Annotated in this window: 29 protein-coding genes; 9 read left to right on the top strand and 20 right to left on the bottom strand. The window is 64.2% G+C overall.

The genetic code is table 11. The annotated features are described in order from the left end of the window. Nucleotides 1–13: 13 nt before the first annotated feature. Nucleotides 14–331 carry a helix-turn-helix transcriptional regulator gene (locus tag ABIA42_RS07625; protein WP_100230259.1) on the bottom strand — a complete coding sequence of 106 codons (318 nt, stop codon included), beginning with the start codon at nucleotides 329–331 and terminating at the stop codon, nucleotides 14–16. Nucleotides 332–459: 128 nt separating this feature from the next. Here ABIA42_RS07625 and ABIA42_RS07620 point away from each other — a divergent pair, with 128 nt between their 5' ends. From ABIA42_RS07620 to arsC, 4 genes are all read left to right on the top strand, one after another. Next, a complete protein-coding gene (locus ABIA42_RS07620) occupies nucleotides 460–822 on the top strand; it encodes a helix-turn-helix transcriptional regulator (RefSeq protein WP_271528529.1) in 363 nt (120 codons plus the stop codon). After that, entirely contained in the window at nucleotides 815–1,342 is a 528-nt protein-coding gene (locus tag ABIA42_RS07615) for an arsenate reductase ArsC (protein WP_370114498.1), read from the top strand. The genes ABIA42_RS07620 and ABIA42_RS07615 overlap by 8 nt, the downstream gene beginning before the upstream one ends. A gap of 2 nt (nucleotides 1,343–1,344) precedes the next feature. Continuing rightward, the gene (gene arsB / locus ABIA42_RS07610) at nucleotides 1,345–2,400 is read left to right on the top strand and encodes an ACR3 family arsenite efflux transporter (protein WP_370123613.1); all 1,056 of its coding nucleotides are present in this window, start codon (nucleotides 1,345–1,347) and stop codon (nucleotides 2,398–2,400) included. A gap of 67 nt (nucleotides 2,401–2,467) precedes the next feature. Beyond that, a complete protein-coding gene (gene arsC / locus ABIA42_RS07605; protein ID WP_370114500.1) occupies nucleotides 2,468–2,869 on the top strand; it encodes an arsenate reductase (glutaredoxin) in 402 nt (133 codons plus the stop codon). Nucleotides 2,870–3,235: 366 nt separating this feature from the next. Here the strand turns inward: arsC and ABIA42_RS07600 are convergent, their stop codons facing one another. The 12 genes from ABIA42_RS07600 to ABIA42_RS07545 form a co-directional block, all read right to left on the bottom strand. Further along, nucleotides 3,236–3,526 (bottom strand): hypothetical protein, encoded by a 291-nt coding sequence (locus ABIA42_RS07600; protein ID WP_370114502.1) that lies wholly within the window; start codon nucleotides 3,524–3,526, stop codon nucleotides 3,236–3,238. A 55-nt stretch (nucleotides 3,527–3,581) separates the two neighbouring features. After that, entirely contained in the window at nucleotides 3,582–3,833 is a 252-nt protein-coding gene (locus ABIA42_RS07595; protein ID WP_370114504.1) for a hypothetical protein, read from the bottom strand. A gap of 241 nt (nucleotides 3,834–4,074) precedes the next feature. Further along, nucleotides 4,075–4,461 (bottom strand): nuclear transport factor 2 family protein, encoded by a 387-nt coding sequence (locus ABIA42_RS07590; RefSeq protein ID WP_036035076.1) that lies wholly within the window; start codon nucleotides 4,459–4,461, stop codon nucleotides 4,075–4,077. A gap of 546 nt (nucleotides 4,462–5,007) precedes the next feature. Then, entirely contained in the window at nucleotides 5,008–5,514 is a 507-nt protein-coding gene (locus ABIA42_RS07585) for a Phasin protein (protein WP_370114508.1), read from the bottom strand. A 152-nt stretch (nucleotides 5,515–5,666) separates the two neighbouring features. Next, complete coding sequence (locus ABIA42_RS07580; RefSeq protein ID WP_370114510.1) at nucleotides 5,667–6,857, bottom strand: PHB depolymerase family esterase; 1,191 nt, start codon at nucleotides 6,855–6,857, stop codon at nucleotides 5,667–5,669. A 3-nt stretch (nucleotides 6,858–6,860) separates the two neighbouring features. Then, complete coding sequence (locus ABIA42_RS07575) at nucleotides 6,861–7,280, bottom strand: CopG family transcriptional regulator (RefSeq protein WP_271528537.1); 420 nt, start codon at nucleotides 7,278–7,280, stop codon at nucleotides 6,861–6,863. A 408-nt stretch (nucleotides 7,281–7,688) separates the two neighbouring features. Continuing rightward, a complete protein-coding gene (locus ABIA42_RS07570; protein WP_370114512.1) occupies nucleotides 7,689–8,456 on the bottom strand; it encodes a hypothetical protein in 768 nt (255 codons plus the stop codon). A gap of 2 nt (nucleotides 8,457–8,458) precedes the next feature. Next, complete coding sequence (locus ABIA42_RS07565) at nucleotides 8,459–8,656, bottom strand: hypothetical protein (protein WP_271528539.1); 198 nt, start codon at nucleotides 8,654–8,656, stop codon at nucleotides 8,459–8,461. Beyond that, nucleotides 8,653–9,096 (bottom strand): hypothetical protein, encoded by a 444-nt coding sequence (locus ABIA42_RS07560; protein ID WP_271528540.1) that lies wholly within the window; start codon nucleotides 9,094–9,096, stop codon nucleotides 8,653–8,655. The genes ABIA42_RS07565 and ABIA42_RS07560 overlap by 4 nt, the downstream gene beginning before the upstream one ends. A gap of 23 nt (nucleotides 9,097–9,119) precedes the next feature. Beyond that, nucleotides 9,120–12,398 carry a CHAT domain-containing protein gene (locus ABIA42_RS07555; RefSeq protein WP_370114514.1) on the bottom strand — a complete coding sequence of 1,093 codons (3,279 nt, stop codon included), beginning with the start codon at nucleotides 12,396–12,398 and terminating at the stop codon, nucleotides 9,120–9,122. Nucleotides 12,399–12,745: 347 nt separating this feature from the next. Continuing rightward, a complete protein-coding gene (locus ABIA42_RS07550) occupies nucleotides 12,746–13,507 on the bottom strand; it encodes a hypothetical protein (protein WP_370114516.1) in 762 nt (253 codons plus the stop codon). Nucleotides 13,508–13,523: 16 nt separating this feature from the next. Beyond that, complete coding sequence (locus ABIA42_RS07545) at nucleotides 13,524–13,712, bottom strand: hypothetical protein (RefSeq protein WP_131874317.1); 189 nt, start codon at nucleotides 13,710–13,712, stop codon at nucleotides 13,524–13,526. 255 nt (nucleotides 13,713–13,967) lie between these two features. On the opposite strand from ABIA42_RS07545, the gene ABIA42_RS07540 reads away from it, so the two are divergent. Beyond that, on the top strand, nucleotides 13,968–14,915 hold the full coding sequence (locus ABIA42_RS07540) for a DUF2336 domain-containing protein (RefSeq protein ID WP_370114518.1): 948 nt from the start codon (nucleotides 13,968–13,970) through the stop codon (nucleotides 14,913–14,915). Nucleotides 14,916–15,156: 241 nt separating this feature from the next. On the opposite strand, the gene ABIA42_RS07535 is transcribed toward ABIA42_RS07540, so the two are convergent. From ABIA42_RS07535 to ABIA42_RS07520, 4 genes are all read right to left on the bottom strand, one after another. Next, a complete protein-coding gene (locus ABIA42_RS07535) occupies nucleotides 15,157–15,501 on the bottom strand; it encodes a DUF1491 family protein (protein ID WP_370114520.1) in 345 nt (114 codons plus the stop codon). 53 nt (nucleotides 15,502–15,554) lie between these two features. Further along, nucleotides 15,555–15,767, bottom strand: a complete 213-nt coding sequence (locus ABIA42_RS07530) for a hypothetical protein (RefSeq protein WP_061878015.1) — start codon at nucleotides 15,765–15,767, stop codon at nucleotides 15,555–15,557. 156 nt (nucleotides 15,768–15,923) lie between these two features. Next, nucleotides 15,924–16,625, bottom strand: coding sequence for a peptidoglycan-binding protein (locus ABIA42_RS07525; protein WP_370114523.1), 702 nt, complete (start codon nucleotides 16,623–16,625; stop codon nucleotides 15,924–15,926). After that, complete coding sequence (locus ABIA42_RS07520; RefSeq protein ID WP_370114525.1) at nucleotides 16,618–18,486, bottom strand: PAS domain-containing sensor histidine kinase; 1,869 nt, start codon at nucleotides 18,484–18,486, stop codon at nucleotides 16,618–16,620. The genes ABIA42_RS07525 and ABIA42_RS07520 overlap by 8 nt, the downstream gene beginning before the upstream one ends. 410 nt (nucleotides 18,487–18,896) lie before the next feature. Here ABIA42_RS07520 and ABIA42_RS07515 point away from each other — a divergent pair, with 410 nt between their 5' ends. After that, the gene (locus ABIA42_RS07515) at nucleotides 18,897–19,346 is read left to right on the top strand and encodes a DUF5330 domain-containing protein (protein ID WP_370114527.1); all 450 of its coding nucleotides are present in this window, start codon (nucleotides 18,897–18,899) and stop codon (nucleotides 19,344–19,346) included. Nucleotides 19,347–19,413: 67 nt separating this feature from the next. Further along, entirely contained in the window at nucleotides 19,414–19,842 is a 429-nt protein-coding gene (locus ABIA42_RS07510; protein WP_370114529.1) for a SufE family protein, read from the top strand. Between the two features lie 4 nt (nucleotides 19,843–19,846). On the opposite strand, the gene ABIA42_RS07505 is transcribed toward ABIA42_RS07510, so the two are convergent. Together ABIA42_RS07505 and ABIA42_RS07500 are read right to left on the bottom strand one after the other, a co-directional pair. Next, nucleotides 19,847–20,263, bottom strand: coding sequence for a MucR family transcriptional regulator (locus tag ABIA42_RS07505; RefSeq protein WP_271528551.1), 417 nt, complete (start codon nucleotides 20,261–20,263; stop codon nucleotides 19,847–19,849). A gap of 147 nt (nucleotides 20,264–20,410) precedes the next feature. Further along, on the bottom strand, nucleotides 20,411–21,247 hold the full coding sequence (locus ABIA42_RS07500) for a DUF308 domain-containing protein (protein WP_271528552.1): 837 nt from the start codon (nucleotides 21,245–21,247) through the stop codon (nucleotides 20,411–20,413). A 312-nt stretch (nucleotides 21,248–21,559) separates the two neighbouring features. Here ABIA42_RS07500 and ABIA42_RS07495 point away from each other — a divergent pair, with 312 nt between their 5' ends. Continuing rightward, nucleotides 21,560–23,209, top strand: a complete 1,650-nt coding sequence (locus ABIA42_RS07495; RefSeq protein WP_271528553.1) for a glycosyltransferase family 39 protein — start codon at nucleotides 21,560–21,562, stop codon at nucleotides 23,207–23,209. 210 nt (nucleotides 23,210–23,419) lie between these two features. Beyond that, on the top strand, nucleotides 23,420–24,199 hold the full coding sequence (locus ABIA42_RS07490; RefSeq protein ID WP_370114532.1) for a class II aldolase/adducin family protein: 780 nt from the start codon (nucleotides 23,420–23,422) through the stop codon (nucleotides 24,197–24,199). Nucleotides 24,200–24,397: 198 nt separating this feature from the next. Here the strand turns inward: ABIA42_RS07490 and ABIA42_RS07485 are convergent, their stop codons facing one another. After that, nucleotides 24,398–25,792 (bottom strand): M20/M25/M40 family metallo-hydrolase, encoded by a 1,395-nt coding sequence (locus ABIA42_RS07485; RefSeq protein ID WP_370114534.1) that lies wholly within the window; start codon nucleotides 25,790–25,792, stop codon nucleotides 24,398–24,400. Between the last annotated feature and the right edge of the window lie 23 nt (nucleotides 25,793–25,815).

Genomic DNA, 25,815 nt, shown 5'->3' with positions numbered 1-25,815 from the left:
TTGGCCAAATGAATCAGGCTGCCGTCTGGGCGTCCTTACATCCGGCTTCGTCCGCGCAGCACTCCGCAACAAGGAAGTCGACCAGGCCCCGCATGGCGTCGAAATTGGCGTGGCAGATCAGGGTCGTCGATTCCCTGATCTGACTGACCAGCCCGACCGAGACCAGGGTCTTGATGTGGTGCGACAGCGTTGACGCCGGGATCTTCAGCTTGTCCTGCAAGCGGCCAACCGGCATGCCCGCGTGCCCGGCCCGGACCAATGCGCGGTAGATCTGAAGCCGGGTCCGGTTCCCCAGGGCTTCCAAACGCGCTGCTGCGTCATCGATCTTCATGGGGGCCACGATGCACCAGCGCAACATCAGCTGTCAAACGCTATTTCTAGAAGATTCGAAATATAAGCTCGGCGGTAACCGGATTTTTCAGGTTGACGCGGCCCACATGATTCCATAAATCTGGATATATGGAAACAGAAGAAGCCGTCCTGGCGCTCGCCGCGCTGTCTCAACCGACCCGCCTTGAGGCGTTCCGGACCCTGGTCAGACACGAGCCTGACGGTCTTGCGGCAGGCGACCTCGCGCGCCTGCTGGAAGTCCCCCAGAACACACTCTCGGCGCATCTGTCGATTTTGAGCCGCGCGCGCCTCGTGTCTTCCGAGCGACACAGTCGCTCGATCGTCTACCGCGCCAACCTCGGCGAATTTCGCGACGTCGCACTCTTCATGCTGCGCGATTGCTGCGGCGGACGGCCGGAAGTTTGCGAACCCGTCGTCGAGAGCCTGCAATCGTGCTGCGCTCCCAAGCGAAGGAAGAAGGTCCATGCCTGATCGCGTCTACAATGTGCTGTTCCTCTGTACGGGCAATTCAGCCCGGTCCGTGCTCGCGGAATCGATCCTTCGCAAGGACGGTGCCGGGCGCTTTCGGTCCTTCTCCGCAGGGAGCACGCCGAAAGGCGCCGTACATCCGCTGGCGCTGCGCACATTGCAGAGCATGGACTACCCGATCGACGGGATGCGCTCGAAGAGCTGGCTGGAATTCGCAGCCGCCGATGCGCCGGTGATGGATTTCGTCTTTACCGTCTGTGACAACGCCGCCGGCGAAGCATGTCCGGTCTGGCCGGGTCAACCGACGACTGCGCATTGGGGCATCGAAGATCCTGCGGCCGTCGAAGGCACCGAGATTGAAAGACTTGCGGCCTTCTCGCGGGCCTTCCGCTACTTGAAGAACCGTATCGGCGCGTTCGTGAACCTGCCCCTCAGCGGCATCGACCGGCTTTCGCTGGGGACCAAGCTCCGGGAAATCGGCCGCTCCGAGGGGGCGACGTCCGGCAAGAGCGACGTGGCGTGACGATGGGCATCTTCGAACGATACCTCACCTTGTGGGTCGCGCTTTGCATCGTGGTCGGCGTCGCGCTGGGGCACGTCATGCCCGGCTTCTTCAGCGCGGTTGCAGCCGCTGAGGTCGCCAAGGTCAACCTGCCGGTCGCGATGCTGATCTGGCTCATGATCGTGCCGATGTTGTTGAAGATCGACTTCGGCTCGCTGGGCCAGGTCCGGGAGCATTGGCGCGGCGTCGGCGTCACGCTCTTCATCAATTGGGCCGTGAAGCCGTTCTCGATGGCGCTGCTGGGCTCTTTTTTCATCGGTCACGTCTTCGCACCGTGGCTGCCGTCCGACCAGATCCCGTCCTACATCGCCGGCTTGATCCTGCTTGCGGCTGCCCCCTGCACTGCGATGGTGTTCGTATGGTCCAATTTGTGCGAAGGGGAGCCCCACTACACTCTGAGCCAGGTCGCACTCAACGACGTGATCATGGTTTTCCTGTTCGCGCCGCTCGTGGGGTTGCTGCTCGGAGTGGCCTCGATCAGCGTCCCCTGGGACACACTGCTCCTGTCCGTTGTGCTTTACATTGTTGTTCCCGTGATTGTCGCTCAGCTGTGGCGCAAGGTGCTGCTGCGAGGCGGCGATGCCAGCTTCAACCGCGTCATGCGGATGCTGCAGCCTCTCTCGCTTGTCGCGCTCCTCGCGACATTGGTGCTGCTCTTCGGCTTCCAGGGAGAGCAGATCGTCAGACAGCCCGGCGTCATCGCGATCCTTGCCGTCCCGATTCTTGTGCAGGTCTATCTCAATGCGGGCCTGGCCTATTGGCTGAGCCGGCGGTTCGGCGTGGCCTGGTGCGTCGCAGCTCCGGCTGCCCTCATCGGCGCGAGCAACTTCTTCGAGCTGGCGGTCGCCGCCGCGATCAGCCTGTTCGGCTTGGACTCCGGCGCGGCGCTGGCGACCGTGGTCGGCGTCCTCGTCGAAGTCCCGGTGATGCTGTCCGTCGTCCGCATCGTCAAGGCCACGCGGGGCTGGTACGAAGCGGGCGCGGGTAAAGTCCAGACGGCTGCCGAGGCCCGCCAATGAACTCATCATTTGCCGGCGGCGGTGCGGCAGCGATGGATGCCGGTCTGCCAGTCACGGAGACACTTCGATGAGCGTCACGATCTATCACAACCCCGCTTGCGGCACCTCGCGAAACACCTTGGCGATGATCCGGCAGAGCGGCACTGAGCCTGTCGTCATCGAATATCTCAAGACGCCACCGTCGCGAGACAAGCTCAAGGAGCTGATCGCGGCGATGGACGTTCCGGTCCGCGTGCTGCTGCGAGAGAAGGGAACACCGTACAAGGAGCTCGGCCTGGACGACCCCAAATGGACCGACGACCAACTCCTCGATTTCATGATCGCCCATCCCATTCTCATCAACCGTCCGGTCGTGGTGACGCCAAAGGGCACGCGCTTGTGCCGGCCGTCGGAAGCCGTGATTGATCTCCTGGACAATCCCGTCGGCCGCTTCGTGAAGGAAGACGGCGAAGTGGTCGAAGCGCGATAGGCTTGCAGCGGCTCCTCGCGCCGGCCGATTGCCCGGCGCGCAGAGTGTTTCGGTTCTGCTGCCGCAGTTGCGACTGTGCTGTCTCGATGGCGGCTTGCAGCTTCACGAGCAAACAAGGCTTACTTGCCACTGGAGCGCCCCTGAATGCATCCGGCACTCCCGACGATCCGTATCCGCTGACTAGGGCATGCACTCATTAATCGACTGTCCGCCTAACGTCCGGTTGACTGCCAGCATCGGCCGAAGAGCAGATGGCCTCCGAGGTCGCAGACGGGCCAAAGGCTGACATCTCGACGCCGTTTGGTTCGAGCTAACCAGTCAGCGCAGGCGGGCGAGATTGTCGTCAGTGGTCTCCGACGTCCGTTTTTAGGTGCGTTGCACCGCTCGCGGTCCAATAACAGCAGCCGCGAGTTGCGGCCAAAGATTGAAGAAGAAGACGTAGACGATCGCAACGGCCCACCCGTAGACCATGCTGGCGATAAGGCCGTAGATGAAGCTGCCGACCGCAATCATCTTGAAACCGGGAAAGACAATCGGCAGGAGTTCATGGCCCTTCAAGTCCGGGAAGGCCAACCAGAGGAGCACGCAAAGAACATAGATCACCTGAAACAGCATGCATGTTGCGAACATAGTTCGCACATAAGGGAGCTTGGTCATGCCAGTTACTCCTATAGAGCAGGCGAATCATCGGTGCGCCACGCCATCCGGCAGCTTAATTCTTGTCGCCCTTGTGATGCGGCGTCGATGTTGCTGGTCCGCCGGTGTAGTGATGTCCGCCGGACTGGCCGCTTGAGGCCTTTCCGGTAGTTTCCTTCTTGCCCATGTGATGAGGCACTTCGGTCTTCGGCCCGCCCTGATAGTGGTGACCGCTGTTTTGAGTCTCTTTCGTTGCGGTCTGAGCCATCGCGGGAGCAACTAGGAGAGAAGCGACCGCCAGCGCAGCAAGAAAATCCTTGGTGATCATGGACGTTCCTCCGGTTGAGACAGATCGGTTGAAAATTGCTTCATTAAACCACCGCCCTGAAGTCGGGATTTGACGCACATCAAGCTCCATTGCCGACCCGTTACGGGAACCGCAGTTGACAAAGGGTCAAAGTCGGAAGTCGGCGCGGCCATAGGAGACGGTCTGCTCTGCCTCAGGGTAGCGGACATCACCTGATCCGCGGCTCGGGTCTGCGAAGGTCCACATTCGGACATGTGCGTCGTTAGGCTGACGAAGGTCCTTCAACAATCTTCCAATACGAGTCCTTGCGGATCACCTCGTCCGCGCGAAAAGTGTAAAAGTCACATCCTCGGACCTCGATCTTTTTTCCTTCGCCTGTAGTGCCCGTTAGCGTCCATTTTGAAATGCCCGTGTTTGCCATCGTATCCACAAAATGCTCGGCGTCGCCGTAGTGAACATCCGGTAAGCCTTCAAAGCGCGTCGCGAGCCCGTCTCGTACGTTGCGTTTGCCCTCGAAGCGGGAGCCCCAAGGCTTGCTTCCCCTCGGCATCTCCAAGACACAATCGTCAGCAAAGAACTCCATGATGGAATCCAAGTCGTGCGCGTTGAACGCTTCACACAGCGCCGTCAATTTCGATCGAATGTCCATCCTTCCCTCCATCAAGTTCTCGAAAGGGATACAATAACACAAGGGCACACAGGTGAGTTGAAGGGCCGATTAGACGTCTGGTCGATGTCGCCTTCGGGTCAAAATGCGAAGAACTTAGAGTGAGCAAAGTCAGTCCGCTCTACCCCACCAACCGAACTCAATGAATGGTCTCACCGCTTCGCTGATGGGCCATCAGCGGACCTCGGATACACCGACAACTGAACATCTGCCCCTGCCTCACCCGCAGCTAGTTGAAGCCGGAACGGTCAAGGACTTAGACAAGGACCGTGGAAGAGCCGATCAAAGCTGGGCCTTCTAATCACTCCGCCAAAAATTGACCGGAGACGGTCGAGAGCGGCTTCAGTTGCGAAAGGTGTCAACCTATATTCGCGATGGTGGTACCTCAGATCAGCTGCACGAGATGGCCAGCGCTGATTCCGCTCCCTCGTTGTGAGCCGGCCTCCTCAGCCGAAAGCAAGCAACCCTGATGGGCGCGTGCGTGATCCGCATTTGCGTCCATCGTTTGCCGCAGGGTACGGCCTGCAGTTATCGTCCCGGCAGAGCCGTGACTTCCCGGAGCGGCTTGATGCGCCAGAACGGATATGCCGCCAGTTCTTTCGAATGCTGCGCGAACATATCGACCCGTCTGCTTGTAAACTCCGTAATGACGCTGAAAAATTCGATTGGTGACCTGATCGTCGCAAGTCTCAGGCCGAATTCAACAGCAAATTGCGCGTTGGCCCCGGCTATCTCAAGAAGCTTCGCTTGTTGCGCCTGCATGTTTGCTGTCGCTAGAGCAAAGCCTTTCGTTGGATCGCTATCTGTCATTCTCTGGCTGCGATCATCTATTAAAGCATCCGCCTCAGGCTCAATGACGGGAACCTGGTGCTTAGGATCATCATGAAGAGGCGATTCGACCGAGTCTGCCGCAGCAGGGTGAAGTGAATTCTCTTTCGGGCTTCTAACAATGGCCTGCTTGTTCCGTTGGGCCCGCGCGGCCATTTTCGGGTTGCGGGCACGCTTTGCCGCTGTCGCCGCTTTGCGTTTGCTCATCTGACGCTCCAAGAAAATGGGGGTGCGACCAAAACGGTCATTTCTGCAAGGACAACAAGCTTTGTGACGTGGCGTTCCAAGCCCGTGCACTGTTGGTCGAATAACCTGAGATAAATCGCACGCGCGCTCTCTGAGCGCCCTGTGAAGCCAGACTACTCACCGAGCGAATGCTCGAGGAAGAAGCGCAGCATTTCCCTCGTCGCATCCGGTCCTTGCGGATCAGTGTAGGACCCGGCAGGGCTGCCGCCAGACCACGCGTGTCCGGCGCCATCGATGTTCCAGTGTTCGGAAATCGCCCGACCGGCGCCGTCGATCAGGACGGTGCGAGTATAGGCATGGCCGTGGGGGACGCGTCCGTGAAGCACCTTCATCGCCGGCCTCGTTGCCCTGGCGGACTGCTCGATAATCTGATCGCCATTCTTTGGATGCACCGTTGTGTCGCGATCGCCATGGAAAACGATGGTCGGTACAGAAGTCTTGCCGTCCGCAATTGCCTTGGAGCCGCCTCCCTGCCGCATGGCGACGAACGCGGAGGGAAGATCGCTCGCGGCTCCGCACGCGAGGCCTGAATGAATACCGACGGCCGCGTACAGGTCGCTATACGTTGCGCCCATGATGGCGGCGGCGGCCCCGCCGGCCGACAGACCCGCGACGTATACGCGCTTCGGATCGATCAAATGGTCGCGCATGATCTGGCGGGTAATGCCGGCGATCATCGAGGGCTCGCCCCCGCCGCGGCGCTGGTCGCTCGTGCGGAACCAGTTCCAGCACTTCGACTGGTTGGCTCCGCTCGGCTGCTCAGGATAGGCCACGAGGCAATTCTGCTCTTCTGCCAGGAAGTTCATCCGGGTGCCGGCCGCGAAATCGTCCGGCGATTGGGTGCAGCCGTGAAGCATGATGATCAGGGGAAGCCGTTGTCCCTGGCAGCGGCTTGGGATGAACAGCTTGTAGGTCCGGCTTCCCGCGCCGTTACTGAAGGTACCGGCGATGAAGCGTGTGCCCTCGGGCACGATGTCCGATGGCGACAGAGGAGCGCGCGTGATCGGACTTCGCAGGCCGAGCCCGGAAAAATCTCGCATGCCGCCGAGCGATAAGGAGCGTCTGCGTCCCTGAGCAGAGCGGGCCGGTGCAATCTGCGGAGCTTCCCGCTCCTCGACAAGCTCGGCCGTGGCGTCGATGGCAAGCGGATCGAGCCGCGAGCGCGGAGCCTGAGAGGCGCTGCGCGACTCCGGTCTTGGAGCGCTACCGCCCTGGAGCATGCGCTGCAGCAGCGCGGTGGCCTCGACCAGTTGGCCGGCACGCGTGAGGCGGGTTGCTTCGCGGACTATGTCTCGATTCAGCATCGTTCACCTCGTTCTGTCGGCGAGAGCGGCCTTGACCGCGGGAGTGGCGTGTAGGGCCCCCAGCACCGAGACCGACGCGATCGTGGCGCGAGCCAACTCGGGAGTGACGTCCTCGGCGATGGTGGCTAGGCCCAAAACATTGATCTGCAGCATCTCGCCGGCGCTCCGTGCCGCTTCGAGATCCTTGCGAGTGTAGTTGCGCAGCCCGAGGTCCAGGTTCTTCCGGGCCGTGGACTGTCTGACGACTTCTACGTGACGCTCGAGCTGGTTCCGGATTGCTGTCCGGATGAAATCGGTCCTGTTCGAATAGAACCCTTCCTGAACCATAAGATCGACATGACCGAGGTCGACATAGCCAAGGTTGATCGTGATCTTCTCGGTGTCGGGGGCTTTGGGTCGCAGCTCATGTATGTTACCGGCCATATCGAAACATCCGTATACCATCCCCCTGGATGGTTTGTGGATGTTATCTAGATGCTCCCGAGCGTCTTTCAAGGGATGGAGCCGTTCAATCCTGGACCAGCAGCTCGCGCAGACGGACCGTCTCGTGGAGCGTTAGACAAATTGTGGCGACTCTCGCGAAACACCTTGCGGTGCACCTAATCTGTGAGTTCGCGGAACGAATCGGTCATAAGTCCTTCACCTTGGGCAGGTGCCGTGCCCATGATTCTCAGGCCACAGAAGGCGCATGTGCGTTCGCTGGGCGGAACGACGTTCTGGAACATCTCTGCAATTGCCGAGTTTTCCCGTTGCCCTTCCCCAAGGGCGACCCCGAATGGCCCCAGCTCAATGCCCCCCAAATACCGCCGCGAGCTGGGGCCCCTTTTCCCCCTATCCGAGCAAGAAGCCCTTCAACCCCGCGTAGATCGAGCCGATGCCTGTCACGGCAACGCCGGCCAGCGGCCCCGCGGTCTGCATGAGGTCCTGGATCAGGCGGGCGCGGCGGCGCAGCTGCTCTTCGCCGACGTGCTGCCCGAGCAGTCGCGCCACGCGGAAGGCGAACGCATTCGGCTTGCCGCCCTGGGTCAGCACACGCGGCAAGACCTGGAAGATCACGACGCTGAGAATGTTTCCGGAGACGAAAGCGAGCAGGATGCTGGCGCCATATTCGAAAACCTCGCGCCACTCGATCCAGATCGTCGGCAGGATCGGGACATCATCGTGCAGGCCGGTGACCGTCAGCATCGCGAGGATGCTGACGCCTGCGGCCAGGAACGCCAGCACGAATGCCGTCAGGGCGGAGACCCGGTGCAGCGGATAGGCCACGAATCCGAACAGGAGCGGGATGACGATCGATGCAATCCGAAGCGGGATCGGCGACACGTTGAAGGTGATGGTCACGAGCACATGCGCGATCACCAGCAGCAGGGACGGAATGAGGACGTAGAGCACCGCATGCGTTCCATAATAGCGCAGCGGGTTGTTGTAGCGCTCAAGGCGGACATTGACGCGATCGAGATCGCGCCTGAGCTTGTCCAGCTCGGCGACGATCTCGTCAATCTCGAGCAGCGTCGGCCGTACGGCGCGCAAGTCTCGCGAACAATGCTTGCACGCGATGGCTTCGTCCTTGATCGTCTCGGAGCAGAACGGACATTCCATCGCTAGCGCGACTTTCTCCGCCTCATGATGGCTTCGACCTCGTCTCTGGCCCGCCGCAGTTCATCGCGCAGCTCCTCGCGCTTGCGCAGGAGATCGTCGCGCTCGGCAATCAGCGTGGCGGGAACGGCGATGTCGCGCCCGCACGAGGCGCAAACCAGCGCGCCCTCTGCACTATCGGACCGGCAGTAGGGGCACGTCACTTGGGCGCCACCTTGAGGGTGAACATTGCCGTACCCGGCCGGCCATCACTGTCCTTGATATCGACGCGCACCGTGTATTCGCCGGGCGGCAGCTCCGCATCCTGCATGTTGATGCCGTCGGCCTGCACGAAGGGCTTGACCCTGGGGGTCAGGTCGACGTTCGGCGTCCGGAGGAAGATCACCTTGACCGACTCCGGATCGATCTTGGCCCCGCCATAGGATTGAAATTTCAACACCAGCCGGAGAGGTGAGCTCGCCGAGCCGCCCGGCGAGACGAACTCGACCTTGGGACCGCGCAGGATGCCGCGCTGATCGACGGCAACCGCGCCCTTCGGCGGCGGCAATTTCGCTTCCTCCTCCGAGATCAACAGCGTGGCGCGCGACGGTGTCGAGAACGACAAACCTGCAGCCACGAGGCCCAGCAAGACTCTCCGCTTCATTTCCCTGCCCCCTTCCCCGTTCGTCAACGCAAGCCGCCATCGCCGATGATGGTGTAGGGCGCCCAGAACAGCGGATGCGCATAGGCAAACTCGGTCTTGCCTTCGCTGTTGAGATAGCCAGGACCATCGACGAGGGCCATCGCCGCCTGCCGCAGCGCTTCGCTGCGCGACAGCTTGGGATCGTCGGCCTGCCGCTTGAACAGGTCGGTCACCAATTGCCGCGCCGACTGTGAGTGGACCGACCAGTTCGTCACCAGCAGCGCGCGCGTTCCGGCGTAGAAAAACGCGCGCCCAAGCCCGGATGCCGCCTCCGCCCCTGCTCCGGCACCGGCGCCGGTGTTACAGGCCGACAGGATGACCCAGTCCGCATCCAGCTTGAGGCCCAGGATCTCCTCCATGGTCAGGAGGCCGTCGCCACCCTCACCCGTCACCGCCGGTGACGACAAAGCGAGCGCCGGCTGCGTCAGCCCGTTCAGCTCGCCCGGGACCAGTCCATGGGTCGCAAAGGCCAGGATCCTGAAGCCGGACAGATTCATGGTCTTCACCGCGCTCTCGGTTGCGCTCTTGCCGAGAAACAGCACCTTGGAGGGGTCCGCCTGCAAGGCCAGCGCGATCGATTTCAACTCGTCGGCGGTGTCGGGCAGGCGGGGCAGGAGACCGAGCTCGGCGCTGTCGACGCCTTCCAGCTTGGGACTGTTGCGCCGCTTCAGCGGGCCGCCGCGGGTGATGTTGCCGCCGGCGTCGGCGACCTGAATCTTCTCCCCTCCGCCTTCCGCCTCGGCCTGCTGCTCGCTGTTGAAATAGGGATCGCCAAAGGCCACGAGGTCGCCGCGGCCGGGCTTGCCCGGCGGCAATTGCCGCAGCGTGCGCAGCGCCGCCGCCGAAGGCACCGTCGACACGGCATGGGTTCGCGCCAGCCACGGCACATTGCGATAACCGATGAAGAGCGGGTCCTCGTCGGCAGAGACTTCCGCCGGCGCCGTCGGCAACAAGGACAGCGGCAACAATCCCAGCGCGCCGTTGGTCACGACGATCACGTTCCTGGCCGGCTTCCAGCCGCTCTCGACCGGCTTGAGCAGCAGTTCGTAGAGCTCGTGGCCGAGCTTGAGGTCGAAGGGCGGAATGTCAGAGATCATCGCAGCTTGCGGCTCGAGCGCTTCGCGCAGCTTGCGGATCTTCGTCTCGATGTCGCCGATCCTGGCCTGGACGGCGGCGAATGCCACCGGCCCGGACTTCGGCACGGCCCAGACGAAACTGCCGTTCTGGCCGAAATAGAACGACAGCATGGCCTCATCGTCGGCCAGCGTGGCGCGGATCTCGGCGACGCTCGGCGGCCTGGGCGAAACGAGATCGGCGTAAATCGGAAACTTCTGCTTGATCTCCTGGCGCGCCTTGTCGCGCTGCCCGCGCAAGGCGCCAATCGAAGCCTGGATTTGTGCAACGCCCTTCTCGTCCCGTTCCGCCGCGGGAAGCGCGAGCACGTTGTTGAGCGTGCCGAGCTGGGCGTTGACCTGCTTGGTCAGGTCCTGCTCCTTGCGCACGAGCTCGGCAAGCGCAGGGTCCTTTGCCGCCGCACGCGCGCTCGAAGCCGCCAGCGCCTGCTGCACCGAACGGCCGCGGACAGCATCAGCGAGGCCGAACGTCTCTTCGCCGACCTCCTTGCCGGTTCCTACGGCCCTGGCAAGCAGCAGCAGATAGCTCTCCACGATGGTCTGCAGCCGCTGGCTGCGCGCGGCCACCACCGTCGTGTTCTCATCGTCGGCGTTTTCTCCGGCGCTCGCCACCATGACCGGGATGGCAGCCTTGAACTCCCGGATAGCTTCCGCATCGCGGCGTGCGCGCATCAGTCCGACCGCCAGCGTGCCGCGCGCCGAGGCGGAATCGAAATGATTCTCGCCGACCCGGGCGACCTGCTTCTTCACGAGCTGCTCGGCCGCGGCGATGCCTGCGTCCAACTGACCGGAGCCATAAAGCGAGAGGATCCGGGACGGATTGAGTTCGAACACCTGACGGCGCTGCGGATCCCAGCCGGCCACGGCCTTGTCGATCCTCGCAAACATCTCGTTCGCTTCGGCGTTGTGGCGCCGAAGCGTCAGAATGCCGGCGAGCTGCGACAGCAATTGTACCGTCGTCTGCGAGTCCTCCGGCACGCCCACGCTCTTGTTGATCTCGAGCGCCACACGCCCGAGCTTCTCGGCCTCCTCGTAACGGCCCTGATCGACCAGAATGCCCGCCAGCCCCATCACGAAACGCGGCGTGACGGGATTGTACTTGCCGGTGTCCTTCAGGCGCGAGAGCAGCGCGCGGCGCGCGTCCGCCTCGGCCTCGGCGAGCCTGCCCTGCTTCGCCTTCATCCGCGCCTGGTTCAACACGGTGCCGTCGATCGCCTGCTGCAGGAGTGTTTCCGCCGGCGCGTTGTCCGACTCCATGATCGCCTTCGTGCTTGCGCGCTTGCGCACCTCCGCATTGCGATACGCGGTCTCGGCGTCGGCAAACTGTCCGCGCGCCTCGAAAATCAGGGCGCGAGCCAGCTCCAGCTCGCCTTCCCAGCTCTGGCCGAACCTGGAATAAGCCGATCGCCAATTGGGATGGCCGCTGGTCCGGGCCTCCTGGATCGCGGTCTGGCTGCGGCGCAGATAGGCTTCAGCCTGCGCGACGTCGCCCATCTGGATGAGAACGGCCGCGACCGCGCGGTTGGTGTTGAACTGCCATCCCTTGGCGCCCGGCATACTGGCCGCTTCGCGCAGAAGCCTTTGCATGATCTCGAGCGCGCGCTTCGGATCCCCCGCCAGAGCGTGCTGCAGCGACTGAAGCTGCAACATCCGCGCCAGCAAATTCGGACTGACGGCGCCGCGCCCGACTTCCACGGCCTTGTCGGCGTCGGACATCGCCTCGGCGAGCCGGCCGAGCTGCGCGCGCGCGTTGGCGCGATCGAAATAAAGCTCGGCGAGATCCTGACGGGATTGCTTGCCGGTCGGTGCGGCTTCGGCGTCCGACTTCAATTTCGCGATCGTCTTCTCGTCGGGCTTGTCGCCGTCGAGGATCGCCGTGATGTCGGCGATGCTGCGGGGCGGCGCGACGAAATCCTTCGGGAGCGCGGTGCCTGCCTCCAGCTTGGGTGCCATTTCCTTGGGAAGCTCGACTGCAACATTGGCACGGCCATTGGCGGCATTCAGTGCCGCCATCACGCAGGCCCTGACCTGGGGCGAGGCCTTGGCGCGGCAAGCTTCGAGATTGGCACCGCCGGCCGGCCCTCCACCTGCGCGCATGCAGGCCTGCACGATCGGCCTGCCGACCGTCATCCGGCAATTCTCGAGCGCCGCTTCCTTGGTCAGCGCGGTTGCAGAGCCGGTTGACCCTAGCAGAAGGGCAAGGGTCAGCAGTTGGCGTGGGGCAAGGTCCAGACGGCTCTTAAATGGACCAATGGCGTCCAAGCGCATCTCGAACAACCTTTGAAAAAATAACTTGATGAAACGGGACCATCCTATCCGGACCGTACGGAAGGACAAGGGCAATCAAGGCGGTTCCCGGATGCCTCAACGGGCCAGGCGGCTGCGGCCGGCATGAGGTGGCGGCGGCTTCAGGCTAGCTTCGCTGACTTGGCCGCAAGGGCGAGAGGGCTGCGCTCGGCCGGCAGCGGGTTGTATGGTCAGCCCTTCGAGACGACCGCCCGGCCGTAGGGCGGCTGTGCCGCGACCGGGGGATTGGCGGTCTGGGCGGCGAGCTCGCCGATCAGGCGGTCGGCATCGGCGGCCATGCCGTCGGGAGCCTGGATCACCAGACGTTCCAGAGCCCAACGGTAGGACGAGATGCGCTGCTCCAGGCACTGCTGCACCCACTGGATGATCAGCGAGTTCTCCTGCATGCGCGCGACCGCATCGTCCCTCTCCCTTGGCGAGAGCGCGGAGACGCGTGCCATGCTGGCATCGCGCTTTCTGTCGAGATCGATGACGCGGATCGCGCTGGCGAAGAACGGCTCGAACCGCGTGATGTCGTTGCGGACGTCCTCGATCAGCTGCGCATAGCGCGAGGAATGCGAGCGGTGCGGCTCGTCGATCAGCGTGCGTCCGTACATGGTGCGGTCGAACACGACCTTCTGCCGCCAGGGCGAGGGCAGCGCCTTGTAGTCGCCGAACACGCTCTTCCAGGCCGGCCGCGACAGCGGCGGCTCGATCATGGGATAGGCGAGGTCGCGAAGCTGGCGCTCCTCGTCGGTGAGCTGGAATTGCGAGGGCTTCAGGCCGACGCTGGAGGTGACCTCCGCGCCCAGCCAGCGATGCATGTCGTCGCTGCGCATGTCGGCGCGGGTGCGGCCGAAATCGCCGCCGCTGCAGGCGCACAGCCCCGCGCCAAGCAGGGCGAGCACGACGGCCGAGAGGAGGGGCCGGATCTGTCGGATGGATTCCGGCATTGCGTGAAGCCGGATGTCAGCGGCGGCGACGACGGCGCCCCGGCGCTGCGCCCTGCTCCGGCCCGCGATCGCCGCTGGTTTCGTCCGCCTCACGCTCGATCCGGATCACGGGAAGGATCACGACCGTTCCCATGTCCGCGCGCGGAGCGACATCCCCCGACGAGCCCACCCGGCGACCGGCCGGAAATTCGATGATGGTCCCCATGTCAGCTCTCTCAATTGCCGTGCGACCGAACGCGCCTCTGCAACGTGGCGATCATTAAGATCAGTTCATGGTTAACGGGATGTAAACGCGCGCCCTTGGACCGTAACCGCACGGGCGCGCCGCGCCGTCCCGTTGCGGCACGACAACGCCTCGAATTGCAGGGCCGGCTTCACGCCTCGTTTTCCTTAACGAGGCTTTAAAAGAACCTGCGCTAGGCTCGCTCGCAAGTATCTCTTCCGAGTTGCGTACGCCTCCATGACCAAGTCGCTGTTTCCCGGATTCGACGGGCTGATGAACCTGTCCCGTCGCGAAGGTGTCGACGTCCGTCCGACGCTGCTGCGCGTGCTGACCGACCTGTATGTCCAGACCGGCACCCACAGCGAGGACGAGCAGCGGCAGTTCGTCGAGCTCGCCACGCGGCTGATCGACCAGGTCGACGATGCGACGCGCGCGGCCGTCAAGGCGCGGCTCGCGGTCTATCCGCACACGCCCGTCCCGGTCCTGCAGAAGCTCGGGCTGGTCGCGACGCAGGAAGGCCGCAGGGTTCCATTACCTCCCTCTCCGGCGCGCGCGCCGACCGAGCCCGAGCAGCGCATGACCGCCGACATGGCGATGCAGCCGAAGGAGGCGGCCGAAATCCACGACATGTTCTTCCGCGCCGGCGCCTCCGAGCGCGCGCTGATCCTGCACAATCTGGCACAGACCCCGCTGAAGGCCGCACCCCGCATCCCGACCGTGCGCGCCAAGCGCGCGATCCAAATCCTGGAAATGGCGGCGATCGCGGGCGACGTCGAGAACTTCACCTTCGAGCTCGGCGACAGCCTGATCCTGCCCTCGCGCGTTGCAGCCCAGATCGTCGACGATACCAGCGGCGAGGCGCTCGCGGTCGCCGCGCGCGCACTCGACATGCCGAGCCCCGTCTTCCAGCGCATCCTGCTGTTCTTCAAGCCGGAGATCGGCACGTCGGTGAATGCCGTGTACCGGCTGTCGCGGCTCTACGACCGCCTCGCCGAGCGCTCGGCGCTGGTGATGCTGGCGGCCTGGCGCGGCTCGACGCTCGCCGTTACGCGCGCAAAGTACCAGGCAGCGCTGCATGACGGCGAACGCCAGCGCGCGCGTGCGGGCGCGGGCCAGGCGCGGCCGGGCGCGCAGCCCGGCTCCAGCCCGACGGTGCGCAAGGGCACGGGTTCGTCGGACCGCTGACTGCTCGCACTCAGGCGCTGACGCCGGGCGTGAAACGCGCGAGCGCCCCAAGCTCGTCATTGCCAATGCAGCGAGAGACACCTTTCCCTTTGTGCCCCGGACGCAGCGTAGCGCCTCTTTCGGCGGTGCGCTGCAGAGCCGGGGCCCATTCACCGCGTCCATTCATGCCGCTTTCCGAGTCCCGGCTCTGCACGGCAACGCTGACACGTTGCCGCTTGTCCGGGACACGACAGGGCAGCAGTTACGTCTTCGCCAATTCCAGAAAATGCCGTCCGGCACGGTCTTCGGTCTCGACGATCCAGGCGTCGGAATCGAAGCGGATCTCCTTGGTCAGCCGCTCCTCGACCGTGTGCTCCGGCAGAGGCTGCGGCGAGACGGGCACGAAGAAGCGATCGATCGGCCGGCCATCGTCATAGACGGTCTGCGGCGCCGGCGCGTACAGCATCGCATTGCCGTCGAGCAGCGACACCTTGACGAACACCGCGCCCGCCTCCTCGGCGCCGCGGCGTCGCACGGCGCCGAACACGCCCTCGGTCTGGCAGCGACGCAAGTAAGCCGCCACCCAAATGTTGGATTTCAAACGCATGAATTCGACGATAGGCCAGCGCGAGGTCTCACGCCAGCCTCACTTCGTCCATCTCACGCCTTGCGCGTGCTCTCCTGGCCGCCGCGAATCTGGGTCGCGACGAAATATGACAGCGGCATCGCGAGCGCGAATCCAACGGCCACGGCGTAGGGAATGTTCTTGATGGCATCCGCCGCAAGGCTCGGCACCATCAGCACCACGATCAGACTGATTCCAGCCAACGTGGTTCCCAGCATGATCCAGACCAGAATCGAAACCTTGAACATGACGACCTCGCTCTTCCCTGATGAGGATGAGCGATCATGTTCCCCGAATCCGCCGGCCGTCATTGATCCCCAGCAAATTCCGCGCCCGCGGACGCCGAGCTGATGTGCGGACGCGCGATATGCGGAATTGATCGGCGTCAATGACAGGCGGTGCGGCTACTCGACGGGATGGCCGATCGCAGCGCCGAGCTCGCGCAGCAGCCGATCGGACACCTGCCCGGTGACCGGCATCTTGTGCTCGCGCTCGAACTTCTGGATCGCGGACTGGGTCTCGCCGCCCATCGTGCCCGTGATCTTCAGATTGCCGTAGCCATATTCGGACAGCGCGCGCTGCACGCCGGCGATACGCCGCGCGGCCGGGCTTTGCACCGGAATCGGCGCCGGCGGACGCAGGGCCGAGGACGGCGGCGAGGCCGTCGCCTTGACCAGGTTCGTCATCGGATCGTTCGCGCGCGTCGAGGCGGTCGCCTCGACGGGCTTTTCGGGCGCCTTCTCGACGGCACGCTCGGCAGGTTTGGGCTCGACGCGGAACTCTGTCGCACGCGGCTCGAGCGGCGAGCTATCGGCGCCGACGGGGCGCGGACGCGGCAACGGGTTCGCCAGCGGCACGGACGACGGCGCGGGAAGATTGATCACCGTGCCGAACATCGGCGCGGGATGCCGGCCGGTCTGGAGGAACAGCGCATTGGCAACGATCGCACTGATCGCGGCGGCGGCGACGAGGCCGGCCAGCGTATCCTTGGGGCTGTGCAGCAGCACGCGCAGCACGAGGTTGCGCTCCGTCTCGACATCGACGACCGCGGCCTTGGCGCCACGGCGGCGCGGAGCGGCTTCGTCCTTGGCAGACTTCTTAGGCACTTTTCTTCACCAGAGCGGGTTGGTCCTGAGACTGGTCGTGAGTTTGGTCGTGAAGGTCCTGGCGCAGCACCGGCGTCAGCGTCGCGATCTTGCCCTCGGCCGGCCTGACTTGCGGCGGCGTGTAGACGAGCGGCAGCTTGACGGTGACGGCGGTGCCCTCTCCCAACCTGCTTTGTACCGTCAATTCGCCGAGATGCAACGCCACGAGACTCTTGACGATCGAAAGTCCGAGACCGGTGCCTTCGTGACGGCGCTGATAGGTCCTGCCGGCCTGGAAGAACGGCGCGCCGATGCGCTTGAGGTCGTCGGGCGCGATGCCGACGCCGGTGTCGCTGACGCGCAGCGTCAGCTGCGAACCCGACACCGCGGCTGATACGGAGACCTGGCCGCTGCGCTCGGTGAACTTGATGGCATTGGCGACGAGGTTGAGCACGATCTGCTTGAAGGCCCTGGGATCGCCGGTCATGACGGGCAGGTCCTGCGGCGCGTCGGTGATCAGGTCGATGCCGTTCTCCCGCGCCTTCAGCGCCAGCAGATTGCAGCAATGGAGCAGCGAGGCGCGCGGTGCGAACGGCTCGGACGCAATCTCGAAATTGCCCGACTCCATCTTCGACATGTCCAGGATGCCGTTGACGACCGACAGCAGATGCTGGCCGGAATCGTTGATGAGCTGGGCGTATTCCTTGCGCTGGGCCGCCCCCAGCATCAGACTCTGCTCCTGCGCGATCATCTCGGAGAAGCCGATGATGGCGTTGAGCGGCGTGCGCAGCTCGTGGCTCATGGTGGCGAGGAAGCGGGTCTTGGCGGCGTCGGCCGCCTCGGCGGCGCTGCGCGCCTGATCCAGCGCCTGCTCGAAGAGCTTGCGGTCGGTGACGTCGCGCATCACCGCGACCACTTCGGCTTCGCGGGTGGAGTCACGATCGGCATCCTGGCGGCCGAGATCCAGATCGAGCGGGCGGCAGCGCATCTCGACCCAGATGAAATCGACCTCACCGCGCTCGGAACCAACGGGCTCCCGCCGCAGCCGGAACTCGACGCTTGCGACGTCGCCGCGCGCCGCATCCGACAGAGCGGTGAGATAGGCCGGCCGATCGGCGACATGGACGCGGTCGAACAGGCCGTGGCCGATCAGTTGCGCCACTTGCACGCCGAGCATGGCCTCCACGGCCGGCGAGATGAACTGCACCGCCCCGTTGCGCTGATGCCGCGAAATGACGTCGCTCATGTTGCGCGCGAGCAGGCGGTAACGCTCCTCCTCGCGCGACAGGAGCGCGACGCTGGTGCGCGCCAGCGATTCTGCGCCGAAGGCCAAGCCTGCTGCATAGAGAGTCGCAGACGCAACGCCGAGGGCCATCAGCACGCCGCGCTCGGCCGCGCTCGGCTCCTCCACCGGCAGCCAACCGAGCTGGCTGATCAGGATCAGCATCCCGGCGCAGGACAGCGCGAGCAGCGAGGCAAAGGCCGCGACGCGGCGCGAGGCCGACAGCGCAGCTTCGAGGGGAACCACGACCAGCCAAACCGCGGCGAATGATTGGATGCCGCCCGTCGTGACCGCGACCGCCATGATCAGGCCGGCGAGCGCCAGCGACGACAGCACATGCGCGCCTTCGTAGCGTCCGGTGCGCGACAGGAACCAGGCCAGCATGATGGGCGCGATCAGCCAGGCAAAGGCCGCGACCTCGACCGCGCTCGGCGCACCGCGCATGGCGAGATAAACCGGAAATGCGGCGAAGGCGGCCAGGCTGCCGAGCAGCCGCGGCGCCATGAAGGCACGATGGCGCGCTCGCATCAGCGCATCGTAACGCGCGGAGGGATGCAGCAGCGCATCGAGACAATCGCGGATGATACTCAAAACTGTCACGGGTCTCGCGCTTCGGCTCAATCGTCTCTTGGAAGACGCGCCGGAACGCCTCCTTGTCGTTGAGCCACCGTGTCAGAGCGACCTTAAACGAGTGCTAAGGCGACGCCGCGTGTGGCCGGACACCGCGCGATCGCGAAGCTTTTTAGACGATTTGGCGACGTCTTCGGTCGGGATGGTGAACACAGGGTTTCACCTTCTTCCGCATGGTTTCGAATTGGTGGATGCGGGCAGCCGGCGGAATCACGAGCGCGGGCGTCAATCGAAAATTTACGACACCGTCGGCTTCGAAGAATCCTGCGCAAATTTTCCGCGAATTAAGCTCAAGGCAATCACTTGCGATTTATCGAGAGTTGCTAGGTCCGACTTCCGCGGAGATCGCCGCGGGCGGAATCTAACGGACAGGTCGCAAGATGCGCTTTCTGCTTCGCATCACATTCTGGCTCGGGCTGGTGCTGGTGCTCCTGCCGCGGGACAAGACGCCCGAATCGGAGAAGCTGCCGCAGATCGGCGCTGCCGACGCGGTGCAGGCTGCGACTGCGGCCGTCTCCGACATGACCCATTTCTGCAAGCGCCAGCCGGCCGCCTGCGAGGTCGGCGGACAGGCCGCGACCATCATCGGCCAGCGGGCCCAGGACGGCGCCAAGAAGCTCTACCAGATCATCAACGACAAGAAAGAGCAGATCACCAACGACAAGGACAAGAACGAGAAGACCGACAAGACCGACAAGAAGGCGCCCGACCATACCGGCTCGATCGCGATGGCCGGCGAAGGCGACAGCGCCGCGAGCGAGGCGCCGCGCGACACCCTGACCCAGGACGACCTTGCGCTCGAATGGCGCGGACCTCAGATCTCGAATTAGCGGCCAAACCCTATCGATTTCACGGCTTCGCGACCTTATATTGGCCTGAACGCGAACATGGGCCAGCATGACGACGATCGACGAAATCAGGGACAATTTCGAGCTTCTGGACGACTGGGACGACCGCTACCGGTATGTCATCGAGCTCGGCCGCACCCTGGAACCGATGCCGGAGGCGGAACACTCCGCCGCCAACAAGGTGCAGGGGTGCGTCAGCCAGGTCTGGCTCCAGAAGCTGGTCGACCGCGGCAATGGCGAACCGATCCTGAGATATCGCGGCGACAGCGACGCACATATCGTGCGCGGGCTGGTCGCGATCGTGCTCGCGCTCTATTCGGGCCGCACGCCGCGGGAGATCCTCGATACCGACGCGATCGCCGTGTTCAACGAGTTCGGCTTTCGCGATCATCTGACGCCGCAGCGCTCCAATGGCCTGCGCTCGATGGTCGAGCGCATCAAGACCGACGCAAAAGCGGCGCTCGCGGCGGCGTCGTAGGAAATTACTTCCGCTTCCGCTGCTGCTGTCCGAGGCCCATCTGCTTGGCCAGCTGCGAGCGTGCCACCGCATAGTTCGGGGCGACCATGGGATAGTCGGCCGGCAAGCCCCACTTCTCCCGGTATTGCTCCGGCGTCATGTTGTACTGCGTGCGCAAATGGCGCTTCAGCGACTTGAAGCGCTTGCCGTCTTCCAGACAGACCAGATAATCGGGCGCGATCGACTTCTTCAACGACACGGCCGGCTTTGCGGGCTCGAGCGGTGCCGTCTCGGTGCGGCCCGACGACACCCGTACCAGAGCGCCATGCACCTGGCTGATCAGGTTCGGAATCTCAGCCGCCGGCGTCGGATTGTTGCTGAGATAGGCCGACACGATGCTTGCCGTCAGCTCGATGAAATTCCTGGCCCCCGCGTCCGACATCGGCCGCCCTCCCCTCCACCTTGCGTCTCACGGGATTGACGACGCCAGAGTATTCCATGTCAACAACACGTTCGGCTGAAATAACACAACGGACGACGATGCGCTGATTACCGATGAACGGCGCTGCTCTACTTATGCGCGGCAGCCTCAACCGCGCTGGTCGAGATGGGCGCGGAGCTCGTCGATCGAGGCAAAGCGCATCATACCTTCCGGCATCTGCGCCTCGATCGAGCCGTCGGAATAGAGCGAATAGGCCATGCCGTCGACGACGCCGGATTTGAGCACGGTCACGGGTGCCGGCTCGACGGGTGGCGGCGGTTCGGGTGCAGGCGGTGGGGCGGCCTCCGCAAAGGTCGAGGGGGAGCGCGGCGGCGGACGGCGCGGGGGAGGAGCCGGCGGCTCCTGCGGGCGCATACGATCCGGCTTCGGCCAGGCAACGTCAAAGCTCGCGGGCGGATGGTCCGGCGCCTCACCGGGCTCCTCCGCAGGCGGCTGCGACGCCGCGCCTTCGGTGGCCTTCTCCGCGCGCTCGCGCTCCTTGCGCGAGGTCGAGGTGAACAGCAGGTTGCGCCGGCGCGGCGCTTCCGGGGCGGGTGGCGGCGCAGGAGCTTCGGCCTCCTGCGGTCCCTCGACCCGCGGACGCTCGCGCGCGGCAGCTTCGCTCTGCCACGGCCGCGGGCCTGCGGGCGGTGGCGGCGGCGCCGGCTCGGGCGCGATCGTGCCTGATACGGCGAGGCCCGGCAGCACGGGCCTGACCCGAACCTCGGACGGAGCGATCGCAGCGGCCAGCCGGCGAGCTATACCCTTGAGCTCAAGCAGCACGAGATACAGGCCGACCAGTAACATTCCGGAGCAGACGCCGATGGCGCCGGAGATTATGAGAGTTCCTCCGAGGCTGAATTCCCTGATCGTCAGGCCGAAAATGATCGCAAGGAGACCCGCCAGGACGGCGCAAATCCCCACGATCAACAATGCCAAGCTCATCGAACTCACCCCCGGCCGCGCATCCACACGCGACAACCGCTACGCCACGATACCGTCATACGATGTTCCACGCCAACGGCCAATTGTAGGCGGTGTTCCTAAAGGGAAGGAAATCAGGGACTTATTCACATTCCCTTCAGCTCCGGCTCGGTACTGCTCAGGGTCCTCCGAAGAACGGGAATTGCTGCGTCGCATCAGGATTTTAGCCATAATGCCCAATTACTTGGTAATGGAACTGCGCTATAGGGAGTCCGGGGAGCAGGCCCGCGCGCACCGGCAGGGCCAAGAGGGGATCCCGGGGCACCGACCGCTATGACATCCATCACGACTTCGGTGATCGACACGCCCCTGCGGCGCTCGGTTGAGCGGACTTGCGACGATCTCGCCATGCTGGTGCTGGCTGCGGTCGCCGTCATCGCAGGCTTGACGTTCCGCGATTACGGGCTCGGCTGGGACGACTACACCCACGCTGAATACGCCGACCTGCTGCTGCGCATGTTCGGTTCCGGCTTCAAGGACACCGCGGCGCTCTCCTTCGCCAATCTCTACATGTATGGCGGCGGCTTCGACATGGTCGCGGCCCTCCTGCACAAGTTCATCCCGCTCGAACTGTTCGAGACGCGCCGCCTGGTCGGCGCCATCGTCGGCGTGATCGGCCTTGCGGTGACGTGGCGGCTCGGCCGCCGCGTCGGCGGACCTCTTGCGGGTCTTGCCTCGCTCCTGCTGCTCGCGCTCTGCCCGATCTTCTACGGCCACATGTTCATGAACCCGAAGGATGCGCCCTTCGCGGTGGCCATGATCATCCTGATGCTCGGCCTCGTCCGTCTCGCCGAGGAATATCCGCGGCCGTCGCCGCGCACGGTCCTCATCGTCGGCCTGGGTGCCGGCCTTTCGCTGGGCTGTCGCATTCTCGGCGGGCTGGCACTCGTCTACGCCGTGCTCGGCTTCATACCGCTCCTCCTGGAGGATTTGCGCAACGAAGGTTTGCGCGAGTCGGTCCGCCGCTTTGCCCATGTCGTCTATGTGCTGCTGCCCGGCCTCGTGCTCGGCTACCTCGTGATGGGCCTGATCTGGCCGTGGTCGATCATGGAGCCCGGCAATCCCTTCGACGCGCTGACCTACTTCTCGCATTTCTTCGAGAAGCCGTGGAAGGAGATGTTCGACGGCGCGATCGTGTCGGTGCCCGACATGCCCTGGTCCTATCTGCCGACGCTGTTCGCACTGCAGCTACCGGAGGTGATGCTGGTGCTGACCGCCGGCGCCGTGTTCAGCACCTTCGCCATGCTGCCGCGACGCGGGGTTCCGGCGCGCCGCAAGACCATCCTCTTGATGCTGACGCTGGCTGCGACCCTGCCGCTCGTGATCGCGATGGTGAAGCGCCCGGCGTTGTACAACGGCATCCGTCATTTCGTCTTCGTGATCCCGCCGATGGCGGTGCTCGGCGGCGTCGCGTTCGCCTGGGCCATGGAGCGCCTGCGCGCCAATCACCGCACCTGGCAGCCGGTCGTGCTCGCCACCTTCTGCTTCGGGCTCGCGCTGTCGCTCGCCGAGATGATCCGGCTGCACCCCTACCAATACACGCATTTCAACCACATCGCCGGGACCGTTCGCGGCGCCGACGACCGCTTCATGCTGGACTATTGGGGCCTCGCCTTGAAGCAGGCCTCAGACGAATTGCGCGAGCAGCTCGTCGAGCGCCAGGAAGTGCCGCCCAGCAACCGCAAATGGAAGGTCGCGGTCTGCGGTCCACAACGCCCGGCCCAGGTCGCGCTCGGGCCCGACTTTACCATCGGCTGGGATTCCAACGCGGCCGATTTCGCCATGACGCTCGGCGAGTTCTACTGCAAGGGCCTCACCGCGCCCGTCATGGTCGAGATCAAGCGCGACGACGTGGTGTTCGCCCGCGTCTACGACATCCGCGGCCGCGGCATCTCCAGCCTGCTGTCGATCCCGGCGCCGTAAATTCTTTCCCCGGTCTCTGGGCTGCACAAGAAGAACGCAGTCGCGGCCTGGATGAGCGCCAGCGACGTCCGGGGCTTACGGGCAACCCCGCATGTCGCTTTCGCTCATGCGGGCTACGCTGAACTGCCGCGCTCCCGACGCGCCTTGCGGCCGGCCACCGCCACGACTACGCTCCCTCCCCGCAACAACGATGTTTCGGAGAGACCAGCCATGTCGCCAGCGGAAGCGCGCCTCAGGGAAGTGCCGTCGAACATGACGGAGGCGGAGTGGCAGCAACGGGTCAATCTCGCCGCCTGCTATCGCCTCGTCGCGCTGTACGGCTGGGACGATCTGGTCGACACCCACATCTCGGCGCGCGTGCCCGGTCCCGACCATCACTTCCTCATCAACCCCTACGGACTGATGTTCGAGGAAATCACGGCCTCGAGCCTCGTCAAGGTCGACCTCCACGGCAACCAGCTCTCCGAGAGCGAATACAGCATCAACCCGGCCGGCTTCACAATCCATTCGGCGATCCACGAGGTGCGCGAGGACGCGATCTGCGTGCTGCATCTCCACACGCTCGACGGCACCGCGGTGTCGAGCAGTGCCGAAGGGCTGTTGCCACTGAACCAGACTGCCCAGCTCGTCACCCACGACCTCGCCTATCACGACTATGAAGGCATTGCGCTCGACCACGACGAGCGGCCGCGTCTGCAGAAGGATCTCGGCGACCACAACCACATGCTCCTGCGCAACCACGGCACGCTCACGGTCGGCCGCTCGGTCGCCTCCGCCTTCGAGCGCATGTATCACCTCGAGCGCGCCTGCTCGATGCAGGTGCGCACGCGCGCGCTGGGCACCGCGGTCTATCCGATCGACAATATCGCGATCGACAAGAACACCGAGCTGCTGTCGAACCGCGACCGCGCCGAGCTGCGCGCGACCAACCTCGTGTGGCCGCCCTTGCTGCGCAAGCTCGACCGCGTCAATCCCGGCTACAGGTCTTGAGATATTCTGGATCTGGTGTAGAGTAGCGCCCAACGAACCTCTACGCCTTTTGGAATGAAACGCCGCCCAATCCCGGGCGGCGTTTTTATTTCAGGGCTTCGTAGGGTGGATTAGCGAAGCGTAATCCACCTGTTTCAGCGAATGCGGAACGAAGTCGGTGGATTACGCCTTCGGCTAATCCACCCTACCGCACCCTGCCTACTTCACCTCCGCCAGCGCGGCGAGGATGCGGGCCCAGGAGCGGATGCCCTTCTGGAAGCTGCGCAGGTCGTATTTCTCGTTCGGTGAATGGATGTTGTCGTCGTCGAGGCCAAATCCCACCAGCAGCGAGTCGAGGCCCAACGTGCGCTTGAAGTCGGCCACGATTGGAATCGAGGCCCCCGAGCCCATCAGCACGGTCTCCTTGCCCCACTCCTCGGCCAGGGCCTTGCTGGCGGCGGCGAGCGGCTTCATGGTCCAGTCGAGCGCGACCGCGGGCGCGGCGGAATGGTCGCCGAACTCGACCTTGCAGTCGCCGGGAATGCGCGCCGATACGTAGTCGCGGAAGGCCTTGCGGATTCTCGCGGGATCCTGGCCCTGCACGAGGCGGAACGACACCTTGGCCGAAGCATGTGACGGGATCACGGTCTTGGAGCCTTCGCCGATATAGCCGCCCCAGATGCCGTTGACGTCGCAGGTCGGACGCGTCGAGGCCTGCTCGACCAGGAGCCTGCCCTTCTCGCCAGCCGGGAGCGACAGCCCGACCGGCTTGAGGAAGGTCTCGGGCGTGAACTCGAGCTTCTTCCACTGCTCCAGGATGTCGTTTGGCGTATCCTTCACGCCATCATAGAAGCCGGGGATGGTGATGCGGTTGTCGTCGTCGAACAGGCCGCCCAGAATTTTCGTGAGCACCCGGATCGGGTTCATCGCGGTGCCGCCGAACACGCCGGAATGCAAATCGCGGTTGGCTGCGGTGATCTTCAGCTCTTCATAGAGCAGACCGCGCAGCGAGGTCGTGATCGCCGGCGTGTTGCTGTCCCACATGCCGGTGTCGCAGACCAGCACGTAGTCTGCCTTGAACTCGTTCTTGTTGGCCTCGATGAAGGGCACGAAATTCTTCGAGCCGACCTCCTCCTCGCCTTCGATCAGGAAGGTGACGTCGACCGGCAGCGAGCCCGTCACCTTCTTCCAGGCGCGGCAGGCCTCGACGAAGGTCATCACCTGCCCCTTGTCGTCCTCGGCGCCTCGCGCGACGATGATCTTGCGGCCGTCGGCATGATCCGCGACAACGGGCTCGAACGGCGGACGGTGCCAGAGATCGAGCGGATCGACCGGCTGCACGTCGTAATGGCCGTAGAACAGCACGTGCGGCCGCCCGCCCGCTCCGGTCCTGCCGACGACGGCTGGATGGCCCGCGGTCGGCCTCACCTCGGTCGCGACACCGAAGCTGGCGATGTCCTTGGCGAGATGCTCGGCCGCAGCCTTGCAATCATCCGCGAAGGCCGGATCGGCCGAGATCGACTTGATCCGCAACAACGAGAACAGGCGCTCCAGGCTGTTGTCGAAATCCTTGTCGATGTGGTCGAGCACGGATTGAAGCTGCGTGTTGGACATTGTGGTGTTCCTGATTGCGGGGT

This window comes from Bradyrhizobium sp. USDA 327, assembly GCF_041262065.1.
GTDB lineage: Bacteria > Pseudomonadota > Alphaproteobacteria > Rhizobiales > Xanthobacteraceae > Bradyrhizobium > Bradyrhizobium liaoningense.
The sequence above is the reverse complement of the archived record's forward strand: the minus strand, read 5'-3'. Positions and strand labels throughout refer to the sequence as shown.

Excerpts from the sequence above, each read along its gene's own strand:
- ABIA42_RS07540 (WP_370114518.1), top strand. The coding sequence starts at position 13,968 with ATGACCAAGTCGCTGTTTCCCGGATTCGACGGGCTGATGAACCTGTCC.
- ABIA42_RS07615 (WP_370114498.1), top strand. The coding sequence starts at position 815 with ATGCCTGATCGCGTCTACAATGTGCTGTTCCTCTGTACGGGCAATTCA.
- ABIA42_RS07550 (WP_370114516.1), bottom strand. The coding sequence starts at position 13,507 with ATGCCGGAATCCATCCGACAGATCCGGCCCCTCCTCTCGGCCGTCGTG.
- ABIA42_RS07535 (WP_370114520.1), bottom strand. The coding sequence starts at position 15,501 with ATGCGTTTGAAATCCAACATTTGGGTGGCGGCTTACTTGCGTCGCTGC.
- ABIA42_RS07505 (WP_271528551.1), bottom strand. The coding sequence starts at position 20,263 with ATGTCGGACGCGGGGGCCAGGAATTTCATCGAGCTGACGGCAAGCATC.
- ABIA42_RS07575 (WP_271528537.1), bottom strand. The coding sequence starts at position 7,280 with ATGGCCGGTAACATACATGAGCTGCGACCCAAAGCCCCCGACACCGAG.
- ABIA42_RS07510 (WP_370114529.1), top strand. The coding sequence starts at position 19,414 with ATGACGACGATCGACGAAATCAGGGACAATTTCGAGCTTCTGGACGAC.
- ABIA42_RS07555 (WP_370114514.1), bottom strand. The coding sequence starts at position 12,398 with ATGACGGTCGGCAGGCCGATCGTGCAGGCCTGCATGCGCGCAGGTGGA.
- ABIA42_RS07620 (WP_271528529.1), top strand. The coding sequence starts at position 460 with ATGGAAACAGAAGAAGCCGTCCTGGCGCTCGCCGCGCTGTCTCAACCG.
- ABIA42_RS07545 (WP_131874317.1), bottom strand. The coding sequence starts at position 13,712 with ATGGGGACCATCATCGAATTTCCGGCCGGTCGCCGGGTGGGCTCGTCG.
- ABIA42_RS07600 (WP_370114502.1), bottom strand. The coding sequence starts at position 3,526 with ATGACCAAGCTCCCTTATGTGCGAACTATGTTCGCAACATGCATGCTG.
- ABIA42_RS07495 (WP_271528553.1), top strand. The coding sequence starts at position 21,560 with ATGACATCCATCACGACTTCGGTGATCGACACGCCCCTGCGGCGCTCG.
- ABIA42_RS07485 (WP_370114534.1), bottom strand. The coding sequence starts at position 25,792 with ATGTCCAACACGCAGCTTCAATCCGTGCTCGACCACATCGACAAGGAT.
- ABIA42_RS07570 (WP_370114512.1), bottom strand. The coding sequence starts at position 8,456 with ATGGAATGTCCGTTCTGCTCCGAGACGATCAAGGACGAAGCCATCGCG.
- ABIA42_RS07500 (WP_271528552.1), bottom strand. The coding sequence starts at position 21,247 with ATGAGCTTGGCATTGTTGATCGTGGGGATTTGCGCCGTCCTGGCGGGT.
- ABIA42_RS07595 (WP_370114504.1), bottom strand. The coding sequence starts at position 3,833 with ATGATCACCAAGGATTTTCTTGCTGCGCTGGCGGTCGCTTCTCTCCTA.
- ABIA42_RS07560 (WP_271528540.1), bottom strand. The coding sequence starts at position 9,096 with ATGAAGCGGAGAGTCTTGCTGGGCCTCGTGGCTGCAGGTTTGTCGTTC.
- ABIA42_RS07625 (WP_100230259.1), bottom strand. The coding sequence starts at position 331 with ATGAAGATCGATGACGCAGCAGCGCGTTTGGAAGCCCTGGGGAACCGG.
- arsB (WP_370123613.1), top strand. The coding sequence starts at position 1,345 with ATGGGCATCTTCGAACGATACCTCACCTTGTGGGTCGCGCTTTGCATC.
- ABIA42_RS07580 (WP_370114510.1), bottom strand. The coding sequence starts at position 6,857 with ATGCTGAATCGAGACATAGTCCGCGAAGCAACCCGCCTCACGCGTGCC.
- ABIA42_RS07515 (WP_370114527.1), top strand. The coding sequence starts at position 18,897 with ATGCGCTTTCTGCTTCGCATCACATTCTGGCTCGGGCTGGTGCTGGTG.
- ABIA42_RS07590 (WP_036035076.1), bottom strand. The coding sequence starts at position 4,461 with ATGGACATTCGATCGAAATTGACGGCGCTGTGTGAAGCGTTCAACGCG.
- ABIA42_RS07490 (WP_370114532.1), top strand. The coding sequence starts at position 23,420 with ATGTCGCCAGCGGAAGCGCGCCTCAGGGAAGTGCCGTCGAACATGACG.
- ABIA42_RS07530 (WP_061878015.1), bottom strand. The coding sequence starts at position 15,767 with ATGTTCAAGGTTTCGATTCTGGTCTGGATCATGCTGGGAACCACGTTG.
- arsC (WP_370114500.1), top strand. The coding sequence starts at position 2,468 with ATGAGCGTCACGATCTATCACAACCCCGCTTGCGGCACCTCGCGAAAC.
- ABIA42_RS07585 (WP_370114508.1), bottom strand. The coding sequence starts at position 5,514 with ATGAGCAAACGCAAAGCGGCGACAGCGGCAAAGCGTGCCCGCAACCCG.